This is a genomic window from Mesobacillus maritimus, assembly GCF_019749255.1.
GTDB classification, from domain to species: Bacteria; Bacillota; Bacilli; order Bacillales; family Cytobacillaceae; genus Mesobacillus_B; species Mesobacillus_B maritimus_A.
The window spans coordinates 111,579-137,393 of sequence record NZ_JACWFH010000035.1; the positions used below are offsets into that span (position 1 = coordinate 111,579).

Annotated in this window: 31 protein-coding genes; 26 read left to right on the top strand and 5 right to left on the bottom strand. The window is 38.8% G+C overall.

What is annotated here, in order from left to right:
• The first annotated feature begins 70 nt into the window (after positions 1-70).
• The 4 genes from xylA (at position 71) to H0185_RS21500 (ending at position 4,868) form a co-directional block, all read left to right on the top strand.
• Positions 71-1,396: a xylose isomerase gene (xylA, locus tag H0185_RS21485; protein ID WP_221875547.1), complete on the top strand. Its 1,326-nt coding sequence runs from the start codon at positions 71-73 to the stop codon at positions 1,394-1,396.
• Between the two features lie 270 nt (positions 1,397-1,666).
• Positions 1,667-2,989, top strand: coding sequence for an extracellular solute-binding protein (locus tag H0185_RS21490; protein WP_425515841.1), 1,323 nt, complete (start codon positions 1,667-1,669; stop codon positions 2,987-2,989).
• 103 nt (positions 2,990-3,092) lie between these two features.
• Entirely contained in the window at positions 3,093-3,971 is an 879-nt protein-coding gene (locus tag H0185_RS21495; protein WP_221875548.1) for a carbohydrate ABC transporter permease, read from the top strand.
• A gap of 18 nt (positions 3,972-3,989) precedes the next feature.
• Positions 3,990-4,868: a carbohydrate ABC transporter permease gene (locus H0185_RS21500; RefSeq protein WP_221875549.1), complete on the top strand. Its 879-nt coding sequence runs from the start codon at positions 3,990-3,992 to the stop codon at positions 4,866-4,868.
• 578 nt (positions 4,869-5,446) lie between these two features.
• Here H0185_RS21500 and H0185_RS21505 read toward each other — a convergent pair.
• Positions 5,447-6,088 (bottom strand): YesL family protein, encoded by a 642-nt coding sequence (locus H0185_RS21505; protein ID WP_221875550.1) that lies wholly within the window; start codon positions 6,086-6,088, stop codon positions 5,447-5,449.
• Positions 6,089-6,289: 201 nt separating this feature from the next.
• Between H0185_RS21505 and H0185_RS21510 the strand changes: the two genes are divergently transcribed.
• Both H0185_RS21510 and H0185_RS21515 read left to right on the top strand, forming a co-directional pair.
• Positions 6,290-6,583, top strand: coding sequence for a hypothetical protein (locus tag H0185_RS21510; RefSeq protein WP_221875551.1), 294 nt, complete (start codon positions 6,290-6,292; stop codon positions 6,581-6,583).
• Positions 6,584-6,740: 157 nt separating this feature from the next.
• On the top strand, positions 6,741-8,234 hold the full coding sequence (locus H0185_RS21515) for a nitrate/nitrite transporter (RefSeq protein ID WP_221875552.1): 1,494 nt from the start codon (positions 6,741-6,743) through the stop codon (positions 8,232-8,234).
• Between the two features lie 62 nt (positions 8,235-8,296).
• Here the strand turns inward: H0185_RS21515 and H0185_RS21520 are convergent, their stop codons facing one another.
• Positions 8,297-8,761 (bottom strand): CBS domain-containing protein, encoded by a 465-nt coding sequence (locus H0185_RS21520; protein WP_221875553.1) that lies wholly within the window; start codon positions 8,759-8,761, stop codon positions 8,297-8,299.
• 362 nt (positions 8,762-9,123) lie between these two features.
• Complete coding sequence (locus H0185_RS21525) at positions 9,124-9,825, bottom strand: NERD domain-containing protein (protein ID WP_343223195.1); 702 nt, start codon at positions 9,823-9,825, stop codon at positions 9,124-9,126.
• Between the two features lie 208 nt (positions 9,826-10,033).
• Between H0185_RS21525 and H0185_RS21530 the strand changes: the two genes are divergently transcribed.
• From H0185_RS21530 to H0185_RS21550, 6 genes are all read left to right on the top strand, one after another.
• A complete protein-coding gene (locus H0185_RS21530; RefSeq protein WP_221875555.1) occupies positions 10,034-10,300 on the top strand; it encodes a hypothetical protein in 267 nt (88 codons plus the stop codon).
• A gap of 31 nt (positions 10,301-10,331) precedes the next feature.
• Positions 10,332-10,529, top strand: coding sequence for a GNAT family N-acetyltransferase (locus H0185_RS21535; protein WP_343223196.1), 198 nt, complete (start codon positions 10,332-10,334; stop codon positions 10,527-10,529).
• Positions 10,530-10,536: 7 nt separating this feature from the next.
• On the top strand, positions 10,537-10,704 hold the full coding sequence (locus H0185_RS21540; RefSeq protein WP_221875556.1) for a hypothetical protein: 168 nt from the start codon (positions 10,537-10,539) through the stop codon (positions 10,702-10,704).
• 20 nt (positions 10,705-10,724) lie between these two features.
• Positions 10,725-10,853 (top strand): hypothetical protein, encoded by a 129-nt coding sequence (locus H0185_RS24375; RefSeq protein WP_281427661.1) that lies wholly within the window; start codon positions 10,725-10,727, stop codon positions 10,851-10,853.
• Positions 10,854-11,269: 416 nt separating this feature from the next.
• On the top strand, positions 11,270-11,752 hold the full coding sequence (locus tag H0185_RS21545) for an ABC transporter substrate-binding protein (protein ID WP_221875557.1): 483 nt from the start codon (positions 11,270-11,272) through the stop codon (positions 11,750-11,752).
• 3 nt (positions 11,753-11,755) lie between these two features.
• Complete coding sequence (locus tag H0185_RS21550) at positions 11,756-12,883, top strand: ABC transporter substrate-binding protein (RefSeq protein ID WP_246629343.1); 1,128 nt, start codon at positions 11,756-11,758, stop codon at positions 12,881-12,883.
• 34 nt (positions 12,884-12,917) lie between these two features.
• On the opposite strand, the gene H0185_RS21555 is transcribed toward H0185_RS21550, so the two are convergent.
• Positions 12,918-13,418, bottom strand: a complete 501-nt coding sequence (locus tag H0185_RS21555) for a hypothetical protein (protein WP_221875558.1) — start codon at positions 13,416-13,418, stop codon at positions 12,918-12,920.
• A gap of 100 nt (positions 13,419-13,518) precedes the next feature.
• Between H0185_RS21555 and H0185_RS21560 the strand changes: the two genes are divergently transcribed.
• The 6 genes from H0185_RS21560 to H0185_RS21585 all read left to right on the top strand — a co-directional run bounded on the left by H0185_RS21560 (position 13,519) and on the right by H0185_RS21585 (position 18,023).
• Complete coding sequence (locus tag H0185_RS21560; RefSeq protein ID WP_221875559.1) at positions 13,519-14,106, top strand: vWA domain-containing protein; 588 nt, start codon at positions 13,519-13,521, stop codon at positions 14,104-14,106.
• A 369-nt stretch (positions 14,107-14,475) separates the two neighbouring features.
• Positions 14,476-14,607: an FbpB family small basic protein gene (locus H0185_RS21565; RefSeq protein WP_343223194.1), complete on the top strand. Its 132-nt coding sequence runs from the start codon at positions 14,476-14,478 to the stop codon at positions 14,605-14,607.
• A gap of 52 nt (positions 14,608-14,659) precedes the next feature.
• Positions 14,660-15,058 (top strand): sporulation protein, encoded by a 399-nt coding sequence (locus H0185_RS21570; protein WP_221875561.1) that lies wholly within the window; start codon positions 14,660-14,662, stop codon positions 15,056-15,058.
• Positions 15,059-15,156: 98 nt separating this feature from the next.
• A complete protein-coding gene (locus H0185_RS21575) occupies positions 15,157-15,924 on the top strand; it encodes a TerC family protein (protein ID WP_221875562.1) in 768 nt (255 codons plus the stop codon).
• A 79-nt stretch (positions 15,925-16,003) separates the two neighbouring features.
• Positions 16,004-16,618, top strand: a complete 615-nt coding sequence (locus tag H0185_RS21580) for a protein kinase family protein (RefSeq protein WP_221875563.1) — start codon at positions 16,004-16,006, stop codon at positions 16,616-16,618.
• 79 nt (positions 16,619-16,697) lie between these two features.
• Positions 16,698-18,023 carry a hemolysin family protein gene (locus tag H0185_RS21585; RefSeq protein WP_221875564.1) on the top strand — a complete coding sequence of 442 codons (1,326 nt, stop codon included), beginning with the start codon at positions 16,698-16,700 and terminating at the stop codon, positions 18,021-18,023.
• Positions 18,024-18,272: 249 nt separating this feature from the next.
• Here H0185_RS21585 and H0185_RS21590 read toward each other — a convergent pair whose 3' ends face one another.
• A complete protein-coding gene (locus tag H0185_RS21590) occupies positions 18,273-18,773 on the bottom strand; it encodes a CBO0543 family protein (RefSeq protein ID WP_221875565.1) in 501 nt (166 codons plus the stop codon).
• Between the two features lie 369 nt (positions 18,774-19,142).
• Between H0185_RS21590 and hemG the strand changes: the two genes are divergently transcribed.
• From hemG to arsD, 8 genes are all read left to right on the top strand, one after another.
• Positions 19,143-20,525 (top strand): protoporphyrinogen oxidase, encoded by a 1,383-nt coding sequence (gene hemG / locus H0185_RS21595; protein ID WP_221875566.1) that lies wholly within the window; start codon positions 19,143-19,145, stop codon positions 20,523-20,525.
• A 265-nt stretch (positions 20,526-20,790) separates the two neighbouring features.
• Positions 20,791-21,015, top strand: coding sequence for a hypothetical protein (locus H0185_RS21600; protein WP_221875567.1), 225 nt, complete (start codon positions 20,791-20,793; stop codon positions 21,013-21,015).
• A 487-nt stretch (positions 21,016-21,502) separates the two neighbouring features.
• Positions 21,503-22,153: a bifunctional 2-keto-4-hydroxyglutarate aldolase/2-keto-3-deoxy-6-phosphogluconate aldolase gene (locus tag H0185_RS21605; RefSeq protein WP_221875568.1), complete on the top strand. Its 651-nt coding sequence runs from the start codon at positions 21,503-21,505 to the stop codon at positions 22,151-22,153.
• 340 nt (positions 22,154-22,493) lie between these two features.
• The gene (locus H0185_RS21610) at positions 22,494-22,694 is read left to right on the top strand and encodes a cold-shock protein (RefSeq protein WP_221875569.1); all 201 of its coding nucleotides are present in this window, start codon (positions 22,494-22,496) and stop codon (positions 22,692-22,694) included.
• Between the two features lie 479 nt (positions 22,695-23,173).
• On the top strand, positions 23,174-23,509 hold the full coding sequence (locus H0185_RS21615) for an ArsR/SmtB family transcription factor (RefSeq protein ID WP_246629344.1): 336 nt from the start codon (positions 23,174-23,176) through the stop codon (positions 23,507-23,509).
• A 14-nt stretch (positions 23,510-23,523) separates the two neighbouring features.
• Positions 23,524-24,822: an arsenic transporter gene (locus H0185_RS21620; RefSeq protein WP_221875570.1), complete on the top strand. Its 1,299-nt coding sequence runs from the start codon at positions 23,524-23,526 to the stop codon at positions 24,820-24,822.
• A gap of 25 nt (positions 24,823-24,847) precedes the next feature.
• Positions 24,848-25,267 carry an arsenate reductase (thioredoxin) gene (gene arsC, locus H0185_RS21625; RefSeq protein WP_221875571.1) on the top strand — a complete coding sequence of 140 codons (420 nt, stop codon included), beginning with the start codon at positions 24,848-24,850 and terminating at the stop codon, positions 25,265-25,267.
• A gap of 54 nt (positions 25,268-25,321) precedes the next feature.
• Positions 25,322-25,675 (top strand): arsenite efflux transporter metallochaperone ArsD, encoded by a 354-nt coding sequence (gene arsD, locus H0185_RS21630; protein ID WP_221875572.1) that lies wholly within the window; start codon positions 25,322-25,324, stop codon positions 25,673-25,675.
• The last annotated feature ends 140 nt before the right edge of the window (positions 25,676-25,815 follow it).

The following is a 25,815-nucleotide window of genomic DNA, read 5'->3' on the forward strand; positions in this document are numbered from 1 at the left end:
ATTGGTGGCAATCATTTCTCAATCAGTGTTACCAACAACTTAATTTTTATAAAGATGGAGGGTACGGGTAATGAGCTATTTTGGAAATGTAAATCAAGTGAAATACGAGGGGCCGGATTCCAAATCCCCATATGCTTTTAAATACTATAATCCGCAAGAAACAATCAACGGACAAACCATGGAAGAGTTTTTACGCTTTGCAGTTTCGTATTGGCATACTTTTACTGGAGAAGGTTCTGACCCATTTGGAGAAGGGACAATGGTTCGACCTTATGACAATTTTACCGGAATGGATTTAGCCAAAGCTCGTGTTGAAGCTTCCTTTGAATTCTTTGAAAAGCTAGATGTTCCATATTTCTGCTTCCATGATTTTGATATTTCACCTGAGACGAATTCTTTAAAAGAAACTTTAGACAACATTGATCAAATTGTTGGGGTCATTAAAGATCATTTAAAGACGAGTAAAACCAAATTACTTTGGAATACGGCCAATATGTTCACCCATCCGCGTTGGTTATTTGGTGCAGCAACCTCTCCAAATGCAGATATCTATGCTTATGCCGCTGCAAAAGTAAAGAAGGGACTTGAAGTAGCAAAAGAATTAGGATCTGAAAACTATGTATTCTGGGGCGGACGTGAAGGCTATGAGACTTTACTTAATACAGATATGCAGCTTGAACTTGATAATTTAGCACGTTTCTTCCATATGGCACTCGATTATGCAAAAGAAATCGGGTTTGAAGGTCAGTTCCTTATTGAGCCAAAGCCAAAAGAGCCTACGAAACATCAATATGATTTTGATGTTGCGACTGGAATATCGTTTTTACAGAAGTACGATTTGGCAGACAAATTCAAATTTAATATTGAAGCGAACCATGCTACTCTTGCTGGTCATACATTCGAACATGAATTACGTGTTGCGCGCATCAATGGGATGTTAGGATCTGTGGATGCAAACCAAGGTGATCCATTACTCGGCTGGGATACGGATGAATTCCCAACAGATTTGTACTCCACAACATTAGCGATGTATGAAATTATCCAGAACGGTGGACTAGGCTCAGGTGGTTTGAACTTCGATGCGAAGGTACGAAGAGGCTCGTTTGATCCTGAGGATTTATTCTTTGCACATATTGCCGGAATGGATAGCTTTGCAGTTGGAACAAAGGTTGCCCAAAAACTGATTGAAGATAAGGTTTTCGAGAACTTCATTGCCGATCGTTACAGCAGCTATAGAGAGGGAATCGGTCTTGAAGTGGTGGAAGGAAAGGCAGACTTCCACAAACTAAGCGAGTATGCTCTTAAACTAGATAAGGTTGAAAGCAATAAATCAGGACGTCAAGAGAATTTAAAGGCCATCTTAAATCAATATTTATTGGATGCAGTTAGAGGATAAGAGAATATAGAAGTGCTTGTTAAGTGATGGACAAGTCGCTTGGTTCAAACGATTTTTAAGAAGAAACACATAATAAATAAACCAAAAAGCTGGTCTACGTTTGTACCCAGCTTTTTGGTGAATCCATAATTTTTGTGGATAAGCAAGGCAGGAAGAAAACGGACTCCTATGAATAAATCGAAACTACTTGAAGAAGAGTAAGATGGAAGGTTTTATGGCAGATTTTCTGCTCTTTTTAGAGTGACGACAAAAATTTTGGAGGGAAATATATTGTTTAAAAAGAAGGGTATTTCTTTGCTGTTACTTCTTACAATGATGACGGCCATCGTTTTAAGTGGTTGCGGCGGAGGTGATGACGCTGGTGACGGTGGTGGTACTGCAGGCGGAGGCGACAAAGTTACCGTAAAAATGATGCACCTATGGCCGGCAGGGAGTTCAAAGCAGCATCATGGAATCGTCGAAGATATTATTAAGCAGTATGAGGAAGAAAATCCAGATGTAAAGATTGAAACAGAAATTTTATCAAATGATCAGTATAAAGAGAAGATTAAGGTTTTAGCTTCGTCGAATCAATTGCCTGATGTAGGGCTCACATGGGCTGCAGGCTTTTTAAGACCGTATGTTGAAGGTGGAAAGTTTGCTGCGCTGGATGATGTTTTAGAAGGTGAGCTGGGTGAATCCTTTATTTCTGGAACTACAGAGGCTTTTTCAGTGGATGGAAAAGCCTATGGCTTACCACTGGAACTAAATATTGCTCCGATTTATTATAATAAAAGAATTTTTGAAGAAAACAATCTGGAGGTCCCTGAGACTTTTGATGATTTTAAAAATGTCGTCAAAACACTAGTCGATAATGGAGTAACTCCAATTACTGTTGGAAATAAAGAGCCGTGGACAGGTTCCATGTGGTATATGTATTTGGCTGACCGAATTGGTGGAAAGGAAACATTAACCAATGCGATTAACCGTTCTGGTTCTTTTGAAGATCCAGCGTTGGTACAGGCTGCTGCTGAGATTCAAAATTTAGTAGACCTTGGTGCATTTGTTAAGGGGTACAATGGGCTTTCAAATGAAGAGGCAAAAGGACCATTTATGAACGAAAAAGCTGCGATGTATATGATGGGATCATGGGAATTACCAAACTTCACAACAAATGAAGATGTTCCACAAGAATTTAAGGATCAAATTGGTTTCTTTAAATTCCCATTGGTTGAAGGTGGAAAAGGAGATATCAATAGCTTTGTTGGTGGCCCTGGTGTAGGATTATTCGTTTCTGAGAATTCAAAGGTTCAGCAAGAAGCAAAGGATTTCGTAAAATTCTTTGTTCAAAAATGGGGAGAAGTATCTGTTACAGGTGCCGGTGTAATCCCAGCGACAAAAGTAGATACCTCTCAATTGGATTTACCAGAGATGTTTATTGATGTTTTGGATGAGTTAAACAAGGCTTCAAACATCACTCTATATGCAGATGTCCAAATGAGCGCGTCTGCCGCACAAGAGCATTTGAATTTAATTCAATCGTTATTTGGAAAAGAAATTACCGCAGAAGAATTCGCGACCAGACATGAAGAGGTCCTCGCAGACGAGGAATAAAACTGGGATGAACAGGAGGAAAAGGGTATATCGATTAAATGGATATGCCCTTTTTTCCTTAATTATACCTTCTGATTTTAAACAAGGGAAAGGGGATGATTAGATGAACAAAGTGATGTCTAATAAATGGGTAATCGCTATGTATGTGTTGCCAGCACTCCTATTAATTTTAGTGTTAATTTATGTCCCAATTATTTTGACTGGATATTATGGATTAATGAAATGGGACGGAATCGGAGAGATGGACTTTATCGGTTTAAGTAACTATACCAAATTATTAACCGATGATGATTTTTGGCAGAGTTCATTAAACTCATTACTGCTGGCCATCTTTTCTCTATTAAGTTTAATTGGCTATTTAGCGATCTCGCTTGTTCTTGCAGCCAAAATAAAAGGTGCAGACCTATTAAGAAAAATTTACCTAATTCCAATGCTATTGTCTTCAGTGGCCATTGCACAGTTATGGTTAAAAATTTATCACCCTTCGAATGGGTTATTAAATAGCCTTCTCGTCTTTTTCGGTGTAGATAATCCGCCAGCGTGGTTGGCTGAACCTAATCTAGTTTTAGGTGCCATCTTTGTCCCGATTATTTGGCAATATGCAGGGTTTTACATTTTGATTTACTATGCGGCACTAAAAAATATTCCAGACTCTGTTATTGAGGCGGCAAAAATTGATGGAGCCTCTCCTTTGCAAATTGCTTATAAGATTAAACTTCCACTTATTATGGGGGTCATTAAAGTAACAATCGTTTTATCCTTTGTGGGTTCACTAAAATACTTTGACCTCATTTATGTTATGACGGGTGGCGGACCGAATGGAGCTAGTGAGGTTATCGCGTCATACATGTATAAACAAGCCTTTAACAGCTATAACTTTGGATACGGGAGTGCCGTTGGGTTTGCTTTATTATTGTTCTGTTTACTAGCTACTGTTGTCATTCAAAGATTAACGAGAACGGACGATGAGGTTGAATACTAAAGGAGGGGAAAGGCAACTATGACGGAAACCGGGCAACAAGAAGTTAAACTGCAAAAGTCTGAGGGCAATGCTGCTGGGAAGTTCGGCTATGCGATCCTTTACTTGATTTTAGGGATCATTGCCGTTTTGCAAATCTATCCTTTAATCTGGTTAGTGTTTTTCTCGTTAAAGACGAATCAAGAAGTATTTAATGCTTCACCATTTGCCTTGCCAGCTGATCCTAAATGGGAAAATTACGCTACTGTTTGGACACAAGGGAATATCAACCTGTACTTTTTTAACAGTGTATGGATTACCTTGGTTTCTGTAGCTTTGACAATCCTACTAGCCAGCTTCGTGACCTTTGCAATAACGAGAATGAATTGGAAACTGAGTAAACTGGTTTTAGGGTTATTTATGATTGGGTTAATGATTCCAGTTCACTCTACACTCATCCCGTTATTCAATTTTTTCCTAAGTATCAACTTAATTGATCATCCATTAGCGCTTATTTTAACGTACACAGCCTTTAATCTACCATTAACAATTATGATTTTACTTGGATTTTATTCGACATTGCCACGAGAAGTTGAAGAAGCGGCGGTTATTGATGGAAGCTCGATTCATCGAATCTTTTTCCAAATCACCTTGCCAATGTCCATGCCCGTAATGTCGACTACCTTCATTATTAATATGATTTATAACTGGAATGAGTTTGTGTTTATCAACACGTTTATCAGTTCAGATAGTTACAAGACATTGACGGTCGGGATTCAAAACTTTATTGGTCAATATAGTACAGATTGGGGAGCCATTGGGGCAACACTTGTAATCAGTATCTTGCCAATCCTAATTGCCTTCGTATTCCTAAGTAACAAAATTGTCGAGGGAATTGCAGCAGGAGCGGTTAAAGGGTAACCTCACTGCTTTTAGAAGTAATCATGACTGTCCTTCATTTTGAAGGACAGTTTTTGTCTATGAGGGGTGAGCTCAGGGACATTTTGTTTATATTGAAAGATGATTTTGTCTATGAGGGGTGAGCTCAAGGACATTTGCTTCATTGGGAAGATGAGTTTTGTCTATGAGGGGTGAGCTCAAGGACATTTGCTTCATTGGAAAGATGAATTTTGTCTATGAGGGGTGCTCTCAAGGACATTACCTTCATTGGGAAGATGAGTTTTGTCTATGAGGGGTGCTCTCAAGGACATTTGCTTCATTGGGAAGATGAGTTTTGTCTATGAGGGGTGCTCTCAAGGACATTTCCTTCATTGGGAAGGAGAGTTTTGTCTATGAGGGGTGTACTCAAGGACATTTCGAATAGAAATAAAACGAGACTTTGTTTTGGAAATAGAACTAAGTCTCATTTTAAAAAACTCAAACAGTTCGGCGTTCTAATTAGTAAATTGTTTCTTTGCACTTAACGTTGTCCTCAGAGTACGTTTTGCACCCTAAAACCAATCTGAAATTGCATAAAAAATGAGCCGCTGAAATATAATTCAGGGCTCATTTGAGAGATTCTTTAATTTTGCTTTTTTGCGATCAATACTTAAAAAGCTTTTGTAACAAGACCACATGATGACAAAAGCAATGGCACTACCTCCAAAAAACACAAGTAAAGGTGGGAGGAGGTTGGCTATTAGAAAGATAACTACTAAGCCAAGAATCATTACCATATTATAAACGGGACTAACCAACATAATGAAAAGAGAATTTTTTAATACGTGCAAAAGGTTCACATTATAATGAACGTAAGAAGGAAAGGCATAAAGCAAAATCAACGAAAAGGTTATTACTAGTAACAACATGGGATACTTGCTCCATTGCATAAAGGAATCTGTACTATGGTTGACAAGAGTAAGATCCACATAAATTAATAGCCCGATTAAGGTGAGGAGTACCCCAAAAAGATTGCTCTTTACCCATTCATCTTTAAAGGTGTTCCAGAATGTTTTTAAGATGGGGATATCAGATTGCCCCATGACCCATTTTCGAATTACAGTGAACATGGCAATGGTGGAAGGGAAAAATCCTAGTAAGATTATGCCTAAGAGTGAAAAACCCAGCCATAACAGCTGAACCCACGCAAACCGCATAATCCACTCTGATCCACGATATAAAGAAGAGGTAACGATGTTCATTCATGACAACTCCTTAATGTGCTTATTAGTAGTATATCTTTTCAGTCAGATTGAATACGGTGTTTAGAAAGATTATCCATGAAAGGTGTTATTAGTAAACGAGAAATTGGCCTTTCTTCAGAGATAAGATATTAATGGTTATTACACATAAATCGCTTACTAGAATGAGCAAACTAAAAGGAAAAGGAAGGAGGAGTAACAATGGAAACATACAATCAAAATGGACTTCCACCAATTAAACCATATGGGTACGGAACGGATATGGGTCAGGCGAAAAGTGCGCATGATGAAATTGATGTTTATGTAAATGATGAATTCGTTGGAAAAAAGATATTCGTAACCCAAAACGAAGATGCTGATGATATTGTTGACTTTCTAAAATTACAAGGTGTCGAGGATGTTACGACTGAATTAAATGGTGATCATTATGTTATTAATTCTAATAACCCCGAGCGCCTAAAACAAGTTTTGGAGGTTTACTTACAAAACCGTTAAATAGATCATATGACGATTACGAGTGAAGGTAAAAAGAGTTTTATTACTTTGAGGGAAGGCAATTATTTGTTCTTCCCGTTTTTCATGATGTAATTGGAGACTTATTATATTGGGAATACATATGAATAAACACAAATAAGGAAAGGGGAGTAAATCAATGCATCGAGGTAGTTTGCAGTTGACGTTACAAACTTCAAGTTTAATTGTGGGATTCATGGTGTGGGTCATTTTGTCCTCTTTGATGCCTTTTATTACAAATGACATTGAGCTCTCAACAGGTCAGATTTCAATCGTTACAGCTGTACCTGTCATTTTGGGTTCTATTATGAGGGTACCAATTGGATATTGGACAAATCGATTTGGTGCTAGAATCGTTTTTCTATTAAGTTTTATTGTTCTTTTATTTCCTGTTTATTTTATCAGTATTGCAAATTCGATGGGACACTTAATTCTTGGCGGGTTGTTCTTGGGGATTTCGGGCGCAGTATTTTCTGCGGGAGTGACAGCTCTACCAAAGTATTACCCTAAAGAAAAACATGGGTTAGTAAATGGGATATATGGAATGGGGAACGCTGGAACAGCGATAACTAGTTTTGCTGCGCCTATTCTTGCAAACATGTATGGTTGGCGTAGAACGGTACTTTTTTATCTCGTTTTATTGGCTTTGTTTGCAGTTTTGAATTTTCTATTAGGTGACCGAAAAGAACCGAAGGTAAACACCCCTTTGGTTCAACAAATCAAAGGAGTTTATCGTAACTCCAAGCTATGGTTTCTCTCATTTTTTTATTTTATTACTTTTGGTGCATTTGTTGCCTTTACCATTTATTTACCAGGTTTCTTAGTGAATCATTTTGGGTTAAATGAAGTGGATGCAGGGGTGAGAACTGCTATTTTTATCGTGTTTGCGACTATATTACGGCCTGTTGGAGGCTGGTTGGGGGACAGATTTGATCCATTTAAAATACTCATGATGGTCTTCGCGGGTCTCACACTAGCTGGGGCGTTGCTAGCCTTTACCCCTTCCCTTCTCTTATATACGATAGGTTGTTTAGCTGTATCCTTTTTTGCAGGAATCGGAAACGGAACGATTTTCAAACTTGTGCCGCTTTATTTTTCAAAGCAAGCTGGTATTGTAAATGGAATAGTTGCAGCAATGGGTGGGCTAGGTGGATTTTTTCCTCCATTACTTTTAACGGCTGTATCTAGTTTAACAGGTCACTATTCAATTGGATTTATGGCACTTTCGGAACTTTCACTTGCGAGCTTAATCCTCGTGTTTTGGATGTATTATCAAGATAAATTATTTGTTTCTGAAAATATACTTGAACATACAGCAGAAGGGATGATGCTTACAGAAAAAGATGGGACGATTGTTCGAGTAAATCCTGCTTTTACTAAAGTAACCGGCTACCTTCCTGATGAGATTATTGGTCAAACCCCAAGCATTTTACAGTCAGGAAAACACGACCAAACTTTTTATGAAAAAATGTGGGAAGAAATTAAAGAAAATGGATATTGGCAAGGCCAGATATGGAATAAGCGCAAAAGTGGTGACATTTATCAAGAATGGCTAACGATTTCAGCGATAAAAAACGAAGCAGGGGAGATTAAATACTACGCTGGATTGTTCAGTGACTTAACGGCAACCTAGTCAAACATAATGGCAGGAGAAAAAAAGAGGCCGCAAGTTAATGGGGCCTCTACCTAAATCAATTATGAAGCATTAATAATGGAAGTTTGTATTTTTCGAATCACGTCGCCCCTGCTTATAACACCAACGATATGTTTATTACGATCGATAACAGGTAGCTTCTTGAAATGGTGTTCTGCTAGAAGCTCTACAGCTTTTTCCATATCCTCATCTTCAGTGACGCAGATGATCTCTCTGGTTTTAGCGATATTGATGATTTCGGTGTTTGCCAAATTCCCTAAGCGAGTATCCAGGTCTTGACCTTCTTCAAAAGCCATATAATAAAGGTAATGGTAAAATTTGTGTTCAATTGGTTTTATAGCTCTCAAAATATCTCCATCAGAGACCATGCCAATTAATTTACCGTCTTCAGTACAAATTGGTAATCCTCCAATTTTCCTATCAACCAAGACTTTCATGACATCCCGCACACTGTCATTTGGATGTGCCTTCACGACATCCCGAATCATAAAATCTTTCACCTTCATGTTAAACACCTCGCTGGTATGCATTAGAGATAAAAACTACGATTCTATTATTTAATCCCTATTAAAGTATTTCACTTTCTCGGGGTAAAGTCAATGGAAGGTGAACCCTGATTCAGGTTTTGGAGACTAATATAGGTTTGAATATTGATTGAAGTTTGTTCATTGATTTGCTGAAATTAAAGTGAATAGTTAGGGTGCCCATTTGGGATGGAGATAAGAAACGAGTGTCCTCCTGGTTACGTAGAATCCATTATTATACCAATACTAGGTACACATAAAAGCATTCCGCTAGTGTTGTACCTGCTGCTTGGATTTAGACACTGGTAGGTTTGGTGTATGGTTTTATTTTAGGGATAATGGCTTTAGGCAGTAAAACGGCATTTTGGAAAACTGCTACACCCTTTGAATTTTCCATTTTTACCTTTTCTGATGACTAGATGACTTCCGCATCTAGGGCAGATGTTTTTAGAGATTTTGTGGTCTCGGGTGCTCTTGTCGTTTTTAAGATTTTCGACATGTAGTTTGCTTTGCCTTTTTTGTGCTTTGCGATCTTTGGGAATATACCGAGATAATATATGATTTAGCTTCTGTCTCTTAAAATAAGGTAGGGTGTAAGTGTTTAAACTTTCCACCGACTTGATGTGTGAAAGAAGTTGAGGGCTATTAATAACTGTTGCGTTTTTGAAAGTCTGGGTAAATTTTAACTCAGCTTGTCTTCCGAATACAATAATCGAATGAACGGGAACATCATATAAACTGTCTCCAATTGCAGCCTGAAGTGCTTTGATATGACCAGAGTTTTGCCAAATTGGGTTATAGAATTTGTCCTTTCTTTTATAATTGGTTTGCGTCCAAGTTTGTTTGTGTTCAGACCCAGTAATCCACCCTTTATAATTTTTCGTTTCAATTACATAGATTCCTTGGGGACCGATGAGTACGTGATCAATTTGAGTGGTTTTGCCATCCTCTTTTGGTAAATAAAGGTCATTCATCAGTATGTATTCGTTAGGGTCTAGCATGTTTAAGATTCGGGCAACTTGTTTTTCACCAGCAATCCCTTGGATTTTGGGTGTTCCAGTTAATCCAAACTAAAGCTGCAAAGAATATGACAAGAAAGAGATAATAAGTTCCCATTTTAATAGTCCTCCTAAAAGCTTTTTCAATATAATAGCAGATTATCATACTTTAGATCCATTCCTTTAAATCTTCAATATTATTCATTTTTTTGTGATATTCTATCTTAAAATTAAGTAAGAAAACGGAGGGTTCTATTTGCCTTGTATTAAAACACAAAGACTTAAGATGATTACATTATCTGAGGATATGATGGAGGCAATAGTACAAGGAGAAAGGGTTTTGTATGAGAAGGGTACTTCCTATCAATTAGCGCCAGAGTGGCTCTTAGAAGTATACAAACAGTTTTTTCCTTATAAGATTGATAGATTTCGAAAATACCCTCATGAAAACCAGTGGGAAGGCATGATGATCGACCGAAAAGGTTTTCTCGTTGTAGGGGATAGGGTTCAAGGGTGGACCTAATGAGGATGGAGTTATCGACCTTGGATATAGCATAGTTCCTAGTTACCAAGGGAAAGGATACGCAACAGAAATGGGCAAAGCTATGGTGAAGTGGGCGTTAACTCATCCTAATGTAAAAAAGGTGAAAGCTACTTGTGACCCTGATAATTATGCTTCCATTCGTGTGTTGGAGAAAATTGGGTTTAAAAGAACGAAGGAGGAAGAGGAGAGTATTTTTTGGGTGTATTAATGAGGTTTTGGTTACAACGATAACAGATTTAATAGAGTTGATTTGGATGGATGTTTCAACGTGCCCCGTTGAAGAAAAAGGGAAAGCAGGAATGTCCAGCGTGCCCGAATTGAGTGAAGTCGAAAGAAAAAGGGAAAGCAGGAATGTCCAGCGTGCCCAAACGCGAGTGAAGTAGAATAAAAAGGGAACGCAGGAATGTCCAGCGTGCCCGAAATGAGTGAAGTCGAAAAAAAGGGAACGCAGGAATGTCCAGCGTGCCCGAACGCGAGTGAAGTAGAAGAAAAAGGGAAAGCAGGAATGCACAAGCGTGCCCGAAATGAGTGAAGTCAAAAGAAAAAGGGAACGTAGGAATGTCCAGCGTGCCCGAAATGAGTGAAGTCGAAAGAAAAAGGGAAAGCAGGAATGTCCAGCGTGCCCAAACGCGAGTGAAGTAGAATAAAAAGGGAAAGCAGGAATGTCCAGCGTGCCCAAACGCGAGTGAAGTAGAAGAAAAAGGGAACGCAGGAATGTCCAGCGTGCCCGAAATGAGTGAAGTCGAAAGAAAAAGGGAACGTAGGAATGTCCAGCGTGCCCCAACCGAGTGAAGTAGAATAAAAAGGGAACGCAGGAATGTCCAACGTGCCCAAAATAGAGTGAAATTAATGAAAAAGGGAACGCAGGCGCCATCAACCTAGGATGTAAAATATCATGACTTGTTCCAACTGAGAATATACATAACCATACGGAAAGGAGGCTGGACGATGACGACGAGGAATCCAAGCGGGATCCCGCAAGGTACCGTTTATGTGGTGGATCCTTCTCCTTACAATTGGCTTTATGTATTGTTCAACACGATGGAAGAGCTGGTACGCGCGAATAAAGCGGGGAGGGTCATCGCGGCACTAGCAACCAGTGCAAAATGGGTAAACAAAACAACGCTTAGGGTGGAACTGAGAAAAGGTGTCACCTACCATAATGGCGAGGAGTTTACTGCGCATATAGTTAAAAAAAATTTTATTGAGCTTCAGAAGTGGGCGGCCCCGCATCCCCCTGGGACTTGGCTCAATTTTCCGCCCGGTACGAAACTGACCGTTGTTGATGATGATATCGTTGAATTTCATTTTCCTAAGCAAGACGGGTTAGCAATTGGGAAAATGCGTGGAAATCATATGGGGAACGATCTCTTTTATGAAACAATCGGTTTTGGATATAGAAAGCTTGGCTCAGGTGAGGGACATTGGTGAGTATTGGATGCACCAGGCCCGTGGGGCACTGGACCATTTATCCTCTCAAGAGGATATTCATCCATTCAAAATGTACCGGCTTTCATAAATAAGAAGCCTTTTGAAGCAACCTGGCTGACTGTAAAAGAAGAAAGGACCCCGATGGTTGTTCTAGAAGCAAACCGAGAATACTGGAATAAAAAGCGTGGTCCAAGACTAAGAAGTGTTGTTTTTCGAAATGATTTATCCTCTAAAGAAGCTCTACATTTATGTACCACGACAGAAGGTCAAGTCGATATCGTAGCACAGGTTGATCCGAAGGATGCGAGAAAGGTAATAGCTTCCAAGTTTGCAAAGCTGGTATCTGAAAAAGGAAATCAAGTTCTAGCAGGAGTGTTTAATCGTTTTCGCCAGGATGTTAATTTTAATAATCGGAATCTTCGATTGGCGATAAATTTAGCGGTCAATCGTGAAGAGTTAATTCAAAGAGGTTTTTTTGGATATGCCGATGAAGTAGCTGCCTTGACGCCACCTTGGGCTGTTGACTACCCGAAAGAACTAGCAGCACGTGCATATGATCCGGAAAATGCCCGTTCCCTTATGAAAAAAGCAAACTATCCAAAGGGAAGAAAACTAAAACTTGCGGCCACAAGTAAATATGCTGCCATTGCCAACCTGATGGCGAAACAAATGCAAAAAGCCTTAGACATTGGCGTCGAAGTCATGATCATTCATGAAGACGATGAAATAAACTGGATGAAGATTCTTGCGGAAAAGAAGCTGGTGCCTAGCTGGGATATTCTTTTAGCCAGTGCAACAGCCTTATTTTATGAAGATACGCCGGCATTTTTTCACCGGGAATTTTTCGGGAAAAGCGGTGCCCTTCGAGCGGGACCGGAATTGCCACAATTCAATCAATTGTGGCAAAAGATGGAGGCTGAAGTCGATAAAAGGAAGAGAATCGAGCTAGCAAAAGAAATCGATCGTTATGTATTCAAGGAGGCTTTAGCACTGTTTTTGTGTGTTCCGCAATCCTTGTATGGTGTAAACAGGCATGTCGAATTTCAACCTTACCGAACTACGTTTGAATTAGCGGAAACTGAAGTTACAAAGGAGCACTGGTCAAGACGTACCTATCCGGGTCATGCCTAGGCATGAACTGGATTTTTTTTGGTTCATTTAAAAGCTAAATCAATGGCTTTAGTCTAAAATAATCCAAAGCCTGATTAACTAAATATAGGTCATAAATATTTTTCTCGAGGCAGAATCGAATGACCAAGTCATATGTTTCACTATCTGATAACGAGTATCCAGCGGCGCTTAATAGTTCTTCGGTGTCCTCGAAACCTAGTTCAAGAGCGAGTGCGAGAGCAATAACCGTGTTTTTTTTAGGCCGATAGGTTGGATTAGTTCGTATTTTTGAAAAATGTTTCCGGTCGATGCCGGCCTTTTTGTATACCTCCGAGTCGCGTGCCCCTGCTTGATCGATAAAACGGAAAAGTACCTGATTGAGTGTAGGTTTCCGGTGGGTTTTGATAAAATCCTCTAACTCCCCCTGCTGGATTTCCTCAACGATATATTTCTCACTTTCTATGAAAGGCTCTGCTGACTTATAAACAACTGCCTCCATTTCAAGATGTTCTTGAACATATCTTTCTAGGTGCATTAACATTTCTTTTCCGAGCATCTAATCTTCCTCCCAAAATGTCGCTTCTCAGGCGACCAACTCATGGATGAACTTAAGTACTATTGTATCACGGAGTACAAATTTGAGAGGATGAACTGAGATGAATACCAATTTAACAGAAATTATTTTCTTACTAGATCGAAGTGGCTCGATGGCAGGGCTTGAGAAGGATACTGTTGGAGGGTTCAATGCCTTTATAATAAGGCAATGTCAAGCTGAAGGAGAAACGCTTGTGACGGCAGTTTTGTTTGACGACGAGTATGAAGTTTTATGGAGCGGTGTACAAGCAAAGGACATAAAACTAACGGAGCAAGAATATTATGTTCGTGGGTGCACAGCACTTCTTGATGCGGTAGGAAAAAGTATTCTAGATGTGGGACATAGATTATCTACTACTACTGAGGAAAATCGACCAGGCAAAATATTGTTTGTGATTACAACCGATGGGCTGGAAAATGCAAGTCGTGAATTTTCCTATGAAAAAACTAAAAAATTGATTCAGCATCAACAAGAGAAATACAATTGGGAGTTTATTTTTATGGGAGCAAACATCGACGCTGCAGAAGAAGCCAATCAACTTGGCATTGCCAAGGAAAGTGCCTTTAATTTCGAGGCATCAGAAAAAGGTGTGGAGAAAATGTATGAGATGGTTTGTGAGGTTGTTTCAGAGAAAAGACAAAACAGGTAAATGTGAACATGTGAATACTCTTAGTTTTTTAACTGCTTGGCGAATTGTCAATCTGAGTGTTAGAAACTAGATTAGAATTTTAATTGGATTTGACAAATTACCACTCAGTCGTTTATAGTGTAAATAATATTATTCGAATAGTTCTCCTAAAGGGGAGTAGCTTTTACAGCAGAGTCGTCATTTCGGAGGTTTCATATCTCCCGGCTTTGTTGGCAACGTCAAGTTGTTAGCAAGACCTTTACCTATTGGTAGAGGTCTTTTGTTGTTTTCTAAAACCTTTACCGTGTCAAAATGGTAAAGGTTTTTTTTATAACCTGAAATCAGCCAATATGAACTTCAATAATAGCAATCTTTTAAAAAACAGGAGTGGTGGAATTGAAAAAGAAAAAAGTGAACTTTAATGAGTTGGTCAAGAAAAACAAGGAGGAACTTTTAAAAGATCCGCAAGAGCTTGCAAAAATTGAGGAGCGGCTCGATGCAAGGCATTCGCATTCAAAATGAAGGTTGAAACCATAAAAACGTCAAGGTAAATGAATAGTAATAGGGGGATGTTATGTTACTGAGAAAGTATATGTCACTTGTAGGGATCGGTTCTGCACAAATTGATCTTATTCTTGAAAAGGAAGAATATAAACCAGGTGAAACCGTAAGGGGAACCTTTCACATAAAAGGTGGAACCATTGAACAAAAATTGAAGCGCATCGAGTGTGATTTGGTGAGGGTAGACCCGATTCTTGAGTTAGAAGAAGTGATACACACAGCAACCATCTTAACGTCGTCAACCATTGAAGCGAATGCAGGGAACCAGCTTCCCTTTACATTTACGCTTCCAGAAAATATCAAACCAACTACAGAAGTCATGACATATCGGTTTACAACTAGACTGCATTTCACCCAAGGGGTAGCTAGTGTCGATCAAGACGCCATTGCGATTGTAGAGGAGAGCAAATAAGAGGATGGACACCCTATATATCGGGCAATACAGACTACAGGGTGTAACTTTGAGAACAAGATGAAAATAAAAAAACATATTTTAGGAGGAAACGATAGTTGGAAATTTCCCTTTTATTAGAGTACGGGTGGGTTTTGCTACTCTTAATCGCCCTTGAAGGTTTGCTTGCTGCTGATAACGCTTTGGTATTGGCAATCATGGTCAAGCATCTTCCGGAGGAGGAAAGGAAGAAGGCTCTTTTCTACGGCCTTGCTGGAGCCTTTGTCTTCCGTTTTGCTTCATTATTTATCATTTCGTTCCTTGTGGATGTTTGGCAAGTTCAAGCGATAGGAGCTTTATACCTTCTATTCATTGCGATTAACCATATTATAAGAAAACTAGTCTTTAAAAATAAGGAAGAGACTACCGAGAAAAAGGAAAAGAAGAAAGCGGGCTTCTGGGGAACGGTTTTGAAAGTAGAAGTTGCCGATATCGCCTTTGCTGTTGATTCTATTCTTGCAGCAGTTGCTTTAGCAATGACCCTGCCAAACACAAACCTGCCTCAGATAGGCGGAATGGATGGAGGAAAGTTCCTAGTGATTTTTACTGGAGGGTTAATAGGGTTAATTATCATGCGTTTCGCAGCAAACTTGTTTGTTAAATTGCTCCACGCAAGGCCTGGACTTGAAATTGCTGCCTTCGCCATTGTCGGTTGGGTAGGCGTCAAACTCGCGGTTTTAACCTTAGGTCATAAGGATATTGGAGTCCTTCCGTATGATTTTGCTCACTCCACTGAGTGGAAGTTAATCTTCTATATCGTGTTAATTGGAATTGCCGCTGCCGGGTGGTTCTTAACAAAAGAAAAAACAGAACAGCAAGTAGCGTAAATTAAAATTGTTTATCACTGCAAGCTGCGCTACCTGAAGCAGCTTGCAGAGGATGAAAGAAAGAGGAGGAAGCTTGGATTTGAAATCATTCAGTAGACTAGCTCAAAGTGTGTCGTTCATGAGAAATGGGTCAAAAATCAGTCTGAATGACAAAGATCCTAATTTAGAGTTCATTGGAAAAGGAAGAAGTGCTTATGTGTTTAAAATTAAAGATGAAAATGTAGTGCTCAAAGTTTTCTTTTCACCCTATGAACATCTAGCAAAACAAGAAGCAGAGATTTATAAAGCTCTCGAAGATAATTCCTACTATCCAAACCTGTATGATTCAGGGGTTGGGTACTTGGTTATTGATTATATTGAAGGCTACACATTGTTTGACTGCTTAGTAAAGGGGATTGAGATTCAGGAGAAGCAAATCAAAGAGATTGATCATGCGCTCCTTTTGGCGAGGAAAAGAGGCTTGAATCCTTCGGATATTCACCTGCGTAATATTTTTCTCACAAAGGATGGGCAAATCAAAATTATTGATGTTGCTCGGTTCCGCCAAGTGAAAACGTGTAAGCAGTGGGATGACTTGAAAACAGCGTACTTGTCCTTTTATCGTAAAAAAATGTTTCCTAAGAAGGCGCCGGAATCAATTTTAAACTTAATTGCTTTGCTATATAAAAAGAATTTGATTCCTTCTTTTCATTAGTATTGTTAGGCGTTCCTTATGGAAGGCATCTAACTCGAATTGCTAGACCATTTTATATACTCTCGGAGGTTGATTTTTATTGGGAACCGAAATATTGGTTCTAATCGTACTAATTCTGTTGAACGCATTTTTTGCTGCATCTGAAATTGCGTTAATTTCCTTAAATGATAATAAAATTAAAGTGATGGCCGATAGTGGCCACAAAAAAGCGAAAATGCTTTACGCTCTTCTGGATGAGCCTAGCCGTTTTTTAGCAACGATTCAGATTGGGATTACGCTTGCGGGATTCCTTGCGAGTGCATTCGCAGCTGGTAGCTTTTCAGGAAAATTAGCTGGGTTCCTTGTTAAACTGGGTATGCCACTTTCGGAGAGCATCCTAGAGACGATTTCTGTCATCGTCATTACCTTACTGCTATCATACTTCACTCTTGTATTGGGTGAGTTAGTGCCAAAACGACTTGCCATGCAAAAAGCTGAAGCAATCGCAATGGCTGCAGCAACTCCCTTAACGATGTTATCGAAGATTACATCCCCATTCGTTAAATTTTTAACGTTGTCGACCAATATAGTGGTTCGCTTATTTGGAGTTGATCCGAAGGCGGAGGATGAAAAAGTTACTGAAGAAGAAATTCGCATGATGATTGATGTCGGCAGGGAAAATGGAACGATTCAGGATTCTGAAAAACAAATGATAAACAATATCTTTGAATTTGATAATAAAACGGTCTCGGATATCATGACCCATAGAACGAATATTAATGCGATTCCAATCGATTTGAGCTTGAAGGAAACCCTTCAAATCGTCAATCAAGAAAAGTACACGAGAATTCCTGTTTATGAAGAGAATTTTGACCATATTATCGGGATATTGCATTTGAAAGATTTAGTTCAGTTTATCGAAAGTGGCGACCGTGCTGCTTTTAATCTTCGAGAACTGATTCGTGAACCTTACTATGTGTTAGAATCTGTGAGAATTGACCAATTGTTTAGAGACATGCAGAAAAACAATATTCATATGGCCGTTGCGCTTGATGAATATGGTGGGACCGACGGAATTGTGACAATAGAAGACCTCATAGAAGAAATAGTTGGAAATATTTTTGACGAGTATGATGAACCTGAGCTTGATGGTGTGGAAATTGAAAAGGTGGATGAAACGAACTTTTTATTGGCAGGGACGATTAATTTATATGAAGTTGAAGAACTCTTGAAAGTGGAACTCCCAACCGAAAAATATGATACATTAAGTGGATTTGTACTGGGGCAGCTTGGTTATATTCCAGGAGCTCATGAACGCCCAGCAATTGAATACCAAGGGATTGTGTGCACAGTAACTGAAATGAGTGATCGAAGGATTGTTCGTGTGAAAGTTAGTGTAAAAGAACCTTTGTTAGAGGTTATTTGATGAAATAATAGTGGTAGCAAATAATCATTGAGAGAAAACACGATATTGCAGGTATCGTGTTTTTTCTATTGAGTTATAAATGCTGACGAATTTTGGAAAGAAGAGTGGTGTAGAGGTAGCGGATAGGGGGCTTGGGTGCTCTACAAAAGTGAAATGAGGGGAGAAAGATCTCGGAAATTTGTCTGGATATCGTATCTTTGTGTATAGGAAATAAGCTATAAAATAAAAAGGAACACATCATGGTCCCTTTTAACTCATTGAGATTTTATCTTTATTGGCTACTCTAATCATCGCGATAATGCTCCGACAAAGTAATAACTTAACACCTAAACTGATCGCGGAGTGGTACCATGACCAGCCTTTTTTCCATGTAATTAACTTGGTCTTTTTTGCAGCAATTGTTTCAACGATCACTTGAGGGATGACAAACGGGAAGAGCTTGAAAAAAATACCTGTTGGTTTGCTGTTTAATGTCCATTGGTTGTAATAAAGAAGCAATAAAGGATAGTGGATATAATCAAAAGGTAAATGAATTTTTACTCGATTTGAAAAAGGTCTAATTTTATACCCTAAATACCCTCTTGATACCAGAAATCTATCGGTTAAAGAATTCCCAATGATACTAACTAAGTAAACGATAATCCAGTCTTTTAATGGACGTTTGATAATTGCAAATGGTAACAACGCTAGTGCTATGACAGTAGAAAGTAATAAAAAGGTCTCGGATAAGATTGTTTTTTTTCTTCTCAAGATGAACACCACCTTTTTATAGTGTGACTTTTCATGAAACGATTATGTATCGAATTGCATAATGATTTGGGTATATGCTCCATCAGGGACCATTTTTTATATAAACACTCCAAAGGATACCGTGAAGTGATATATGGTACACTTTAAAGATAAAGGCTGTTTTCGTAAAAATTGTTGCTAAAATCCTAAAGCCGATTTTAGCGTAAGAACAGCTAATGATTAGGGGTTAAGTCGTTTACAAGCTCTTTTCTTAACAGTGATTTCTTTATGCAGCTTAGTTTGAGCTCGAATTAATCGTTTTGCTCATTAAAAGCATCAAAGGTTGAGAAAAGAGCCCAGATAAATAAGAAACATTTTAGAGGTGTTAACATGAAAACAGTCCTTGTAATCGGTGGGGGTATTACCGGTTTATCAGCGATGTATGAATTACATAAATGGAAAAAAAGCAATCAAGCAAATATTCGACTCATCTTAATAGAAGCGGAAAGTGAACTTGGCGGAAAAATTCGCAGTGTTCATGAAAGTGGATTTGTGATGGAAGCGGGAGCCGATTCGATGGTTGCTCGTAAAATTGAAAATATGTCATTTATTGATGAATTAGGATTGGAGCAAGAGGTCGTATATAACTCAACAGGTATTTCGTTTATTTATACAGAGGGAAATTTGAAACCAATTCCAGCCGATTCAGTTTTTGGGATTCCTGCAAGTATTGAGTCATTGGCAAAAAGCACCCTTATATCTGCAGAAGGGAAAGTAGCGGCTTTAAAGGATTTTTATACAAAAAATGAATCCTTTACCGTTAACGACTCAGTAGGATCGTTCTTAGAACATTTCCTAGGAAAAGAATTGGTGGAAAAGCAAATAGCCCCTGTGCTTTCTGGGGTATATTCGGGTAAACTTAGTGACTTAACCATTGCCTCAACGCTTCCTTATTTGGTGGAGTATAAAGAACAATATGGCAGCATCATAAAAGGATTGGAAGCCAATCGCCAAAAGTTTAAAGGGGGAGAACGGAAATTTCTTTCTTTTAAAAATGGGTTGGGTACGTTGATTGAGGCGTTTGAAAAAGTGCTTGAAGACGTAGAGATTCTAAAGAATACAAAAGTGACGAAAATCAAAAAAGGCAATAGTCATTACCAAATAGACCTTCAAAATGGGGAAACGGTAGAGGTTGATCACGTTATCCTTAGTATTCCGCATACAGCGGCGGAAAAATTAATAGATGATCCTGAACTTGAAAAAGGATTTTCGGGATTTAAAAATAGCTCACTCATCAGTGTGTATGTTGGTTACGACGTTCCTGACAGCATTCTTCCTGCAGATGGCACTGGGTTTATTACAGCAAATACTGATGAACTATCCTGTAATGCTTGTACATGGACAAGCAGAAAATGGGAGCACACCTCTAAATCAGGAAACTTACTAGTGCGTCTCTTTTATAAAAGTAGTCATCCTGCCTTTGCACAATTAAAGGATATGAATAACGAAGAACTACTTCAGGTAGCTTTAGGAGATATTCATAAAAGTCTTGGAATAAACGTGGAACCCATTGTTAGTGAGGTCACGAATTGGTCTGAACAGATGCCAAACTATTTAATCGGCCATCCTAAAAGTGTCGAAGCGCTAGAAAACAAATTTGCAACAAAATACCCAGGGATCCTTCTTGCGGGATGTTCATATTACGGGGTAGGCATTCCAGACTGTATTGAAAATGGAATTGCATCGGCAAAGAAAATTTCACAAATGCTTTAATCTTATATTGTTAACAAGTCCGTCCATTTGCCAATAGGCTTCCTTGGGCGGTTTTTTTTTTGTGAAGTAGAGGAAGGTAGGAGGCGAGGCTCACCCTTCAACTAGTAATCCATTCAGTTATCGTTTTCTTCACCAAACTATAGTTAATTTGCTCCCACTCCCGCTATATACTACTTTCAATGCATCCTGTAAGGCTTCAAACAGGTGATCTTTGCCCATAAAGTTTACAAAGTAAAATCTCTTGTAACAGGGGAAAGAATGCAAAATGATTCAATTTTCACCATTTGCCATATTTTATTTAACTTTTTTATGGTATGTTTACAGTAAGCCAACCCGAAATGGGCTTGGAAAGGATGTGAACGGTATGAACGACCAGCAATCCGAAGAAATGGTAAAAAATCTAAAAAGGATCGCAGATGCATTAGAACGTTTATCACCACCACCACAACCAGTTGAATCCACACAAGTGGATGATAATAAAGGGCAATAGAATACATCAGGGCATGCCATATGGGAAAAATAAAAATGCTTTAATTCGTTTTTATTAAAGCGAGAATAAAACATCAAAAAGCCGCAGATTACGCGGTTTTTTTCTTGCGTAAATAAAAATTTTTTGGGATAAGTGCTGGCAATTTCACAAAAGAACACTTAGTTCCAAGGTGGAATTTATAGCTCAACAATAAACCACTGGTCATTGAAGAAATTCCATTTAATCCTGATGGTAGGATGAGAGTGTTACATTGTCATGTAAAGGTATTCCTTAGTAGAACTAGTAGAGAAAAAAGATTGTCGCAATTTTATTTGTATTCTAAAATAGGATTATATATACCTAAGCGAATGTTTTGTTAAGGTAAAAGTCATATATCGTATCCATCTTTGTAACAGTATGGGCAACTATATATGAGTAGGAACATTTTGGATCTAGAGCAACAAAGTTTTGAAAAGCATAATTAAAATATAATACAACGAGGTGTAGCATGTTACAAAAATACGAAACATTAACTGAAATGCATAAAGGCTATTTGGTGGCCGTTATTCGTGGGGAAAATAAGGAAGAGGCAGTTGAAATTTCAAAACAAGCTTATAAAGGAGGAATTCGCTCTCTTGAAGTGACGTTTTCTACACCAGGTGCGGAGGATGCAATTGCTGAGTTAGCTCGTACGGCAGATTCAGATATGATTGTCGGCGCAGGTACTGTATTGGATGAAGAAACAGCGAGAATAGCGATTATGAAGGGTGCGCGTTACATTGTTAGTCCTCATTTTGATGGAGCGATTGCAACCATGTGTAACCGTTATGCAATCCCATACTTACCTGGTTGTGGTTCCGTTACTGAAATTATGCAAGCACTTACTTTCGGTGTGGATGTAGTAAAGCTTTTCCCTGGAAGCTTACTAGGACCTGGTTTTATAAAAGATGTGAAAGGGCCAATCCCACATGTGCAATTAATGCCATCTGGTGGAGTAAGCATCGATAATATCGATAAATGGATGGGAAATGGAGCATTTGCTGTCGGAATTGGGAGTGCTTTAACAAAAGGAATCTCGAATGGGGATTACAGTTCAGTTGAAAAAGTAGCCCGTGAATTTATGGACAAGTTGGCTTCGATTAAAGAAGGACAGGCTTAAAAAAGTTGTAACGTTAGGGGTACTGTTGCCTCACTTATGGGTTCTTGATTCCGTAAAAGGATAGAAGACGCCAAAGCTGTAAAAGTATTTAATAAAAGCATAATTTAGAAGTATAACTTTGCTATTAGAACGTAATAATATGATTATCTCCACACACAATTTTGGTAAAAGAAAACTTTAATCCAGATAAACTTGCGTTAAGATACAATATCTGTTATTCTAAGGAAGAATTATTTTTGTTTGTTCGACAAGGATGTTAAGTGATCAAAAACTTTCGACCTGAAGACGTAAGCAAGGATAGTAACAAAATGTGTGGAACACACACGAGGAGGAAACAAACATGGAACAAGGTACAGTAAAATGGTTTAATGCAGAAAAAGGATTCGGATTTATCGAGCGCGAAGGCGGAGACGATGTATTCGTTCACTTCTCAGCTATCCAAAGCGAAGGCTTCAAGTCTTTAGATGAAGGTCAAAAAGTAACTTTTGAAGTAGAACAAGGTCAACGTGGACCACAAGCTTCTAACGTTCAAAAAATCTAATTAACCTAATAAAGACACAAAAGACTCTCTTGTAGAGTCTTTTTTTTATGCTCTTTTTACTTCAATGTGAAAAGTATCCAGTAGAAGGAGGAAAATGTTCATGAAAAGCCTGATCAAGGACAAAATCCACTAGGAAAGGAAGAAAATGTCTATGAGAAGCCTGATCAAGGACAAAATCCAGTAGGAAGGCAAAATAATGGCCATGAGAAGAACCGCGGGATCGTAGATAGTCTCAGAGCTGTGTAGATAGTAGCCGAAAGTAAGTACTTAGAACATGAAAGAAATTAAGTAAGCATTTTGAAAAAAACCACTGAAACATCCCCAATGAGTAAAAACCTTCACTTAAATCATCAAGATGACTCTTTTCTGAAAAAAAATAAATGATAGAAAGCGTTGAATTCTATATATAAGTGTTTTATTATATAATGGTTTGGTTATATAACTGGTTTCTTATATGTTGCATGGAGGTGAACTATTTTATGGAAAAGGATTTAGAAGGAACAGCAGGAATTTTAAAACTGATGGGAGATAAGACAAGATTGTCGATGTTAGGACTTCTTATCAAACATGACTGCTGTGTTTGTGAGTTTGTTGAGATTTTTAATATGTCACAGCCTGCCATTAGCCAACATTTAAGAAAGTTAAAGGATGCTGGTTTAGTGAAAGAAAACCGGAAAGGACAATGGATTTTTTATTCTCTAAACCAAGAAAATGTCTATTATCAACTTGTTCAGGATGTTATTAAGCATATTCCGGATCAAGGGGAAAAATTGATTTCCTTAGAAAAACAAGGACTACGTATTTCGTGCAATTAATGGAGGTGTGATTTTTGACCCAAACAATTTTAGCTTCACTTATTTTTATCATCACGCTCATTTTGGTTATTTGGCAGCCAAAAAACCTTTCAATTGGCTGGTCTGCTTGTGGAGGAGCGGTACTGGCTTTACTAGTTGGTGTTGTTGATTTTGGTGATGTCCTCGATGTAACAGGGATTGTCTGGAATGCAACACTGGCGTTCGTTGCTATCATTCTTATTTCTCTTATTCTTGATGAAATTGGGTTCTTTGAATGGGCAGCCCTACATATGGCGAGGGTTGCAAACGGAAGTGGCATCAAAATGTTTGTGTACGTATCCATTCTTGGTGCGCTAGTGGCTGCGTTTTTTGCCAATGATGGTGCTGCACTTATTTTAACCCCAATCGTTCTAGCAATGGTCCGGGCATTGAAATTTGATGAAAAGATGGTTTTTCCCTTTATCATCGCGAGTGGTTTTATTGCGGATACGACCTCGCTTCCACTAATCGTCAGCAACCTCGTAAACATTGTATCAGCTGATTTCTTTGGCATTGGGTTTGTTGAATTTGCTACCCGAATGATCATTCCAAACTTCTTCTCGCTTGGTGCAAGTATTTTGGTTTTATATTTATTTTTTCGTAAAAGCATACCGAAGAAGTATGATGTTGCTCACTTAAGGAAACCTGTGGAAGCAATTCGCGATAAGAAAATGTTTACCCTATCTTGGCTAGTGCTTGCGGTGCTGTTAATTGGCTATTTTGCTAGTGAATTCATAGGTGTTCCGGTTTCGATTATTGCTGGGATTGTGGCTATCTTTTTCTTGTTCATGGCAAGAAAAAGCCCTGCTGTCAATACGAGGACAGTAATAAAAGGAGCGCCGTGGGCAATCGTGTTCTTCTCAATTGGGATGTATGTCGTTGTTTACGGATTGAGAAATGCGGGTTTGACAAATGTTCTAACGGATGTGATTCAGCTGGTAGCTGACCAGGGACTGTTCGCGGCAACCCTTGGGATGGGCTTTATTGCAGCGATATTATCTTCAATAATGAACAATTTGCCAACCGTCATGATTGACGCACTTGCAATTGCCGATACTAATACAACAGGTGTTATAAGAGAATCCTTGATCTATGCCAATGTGATTGGGTCTGACTTAGGTCCAAAGATTACGCCGATTGGCTCCTTAGCTACTTTGCTTTGGCTACATGTGCTTAGTTTAAAAGGAGTTAAGATATCTTGGGGAACTTATTTTAAAACAGGAATTATCCTGACGGTTCCCACGTTATTCATCACGTTAGTTGGGCTCTATTTATGGTTAATGCTTATTTCATAAAATTTTACTAAAGGAGATATCATCTATGTCTAAAAAAACAATCTACTTCTTATGTACCGGAAACTCCTGTCGCAGCCAGATGGCTGAAGGTTGGGCGAAAAAACATCTTAGTGATGAGTGGGAGGTAAAAAGTGCGGGGATTGAAGCGCACGGATTGAATCCCAATGCAGTAAAAGCGATGAAAGAAGTGGGAATCGATATTTCTGAACAAACCTCGGACATGATTGATCCAGAAATCCTAAATCATGCTGAATTTGTTGTGACACTCTGTGGAGATGCAGCTGACAAATGCCCAGTCACTCCACCACATGTAAAACGAGATCATTGGGGATTTGATGACCCAGCTAAAGCAGAAGGAACCGAAGAAGAAAAGTGGGCATTCTTCCAGCGCGTTCGTGACGAAATCGGTGAGCGTATTCAGACATTTAAAGAAACTGGCAAGTAAAGGAGTGACAAGAGGGTTGCCCCTCTTGGTGTTTACTAAGGGAGGTTTTTATAAATGAATAAAGTAGAGGTCTTTGATCCAGCATTATGTTGTCCTACAGGAGTATGTGGACCGAGTGTAGATCCTGAGTTGACGAGAATGGCGTCCGCGGTTTTTCTCTTAGAAAAAAAGGGCTGTAACATTATCCGTTATAACCTAGCAAGTGAGCCTGCAAAGTTCGCGGAAAATGAAGTAGTAAACAAAGTTCTCCATGAAGAAGGTCCTGACGCCTTGCCGATGACATTGTTGAATGGCGAAGTTGTAAAGCAGGGGACATATCCTACCAACGAGCAGCTTTCCGAGTGGTTTGGTGTTGCTGAAGAAGAGTTGAAAGAGAAAAAGGCAAACAAGTCGATTACCTTATTATAAAAGGCTCTTTTTGCAAACTTAGCTACTTTTAAGAGCAATAACGATTAATTTGAGCTCATTCTGAGTTATATAAAGAAGGAACTAATGAGACAAATACTAGCTGTTCATACGCAAATCTTCAAGGATTTTAGTAAACAGCC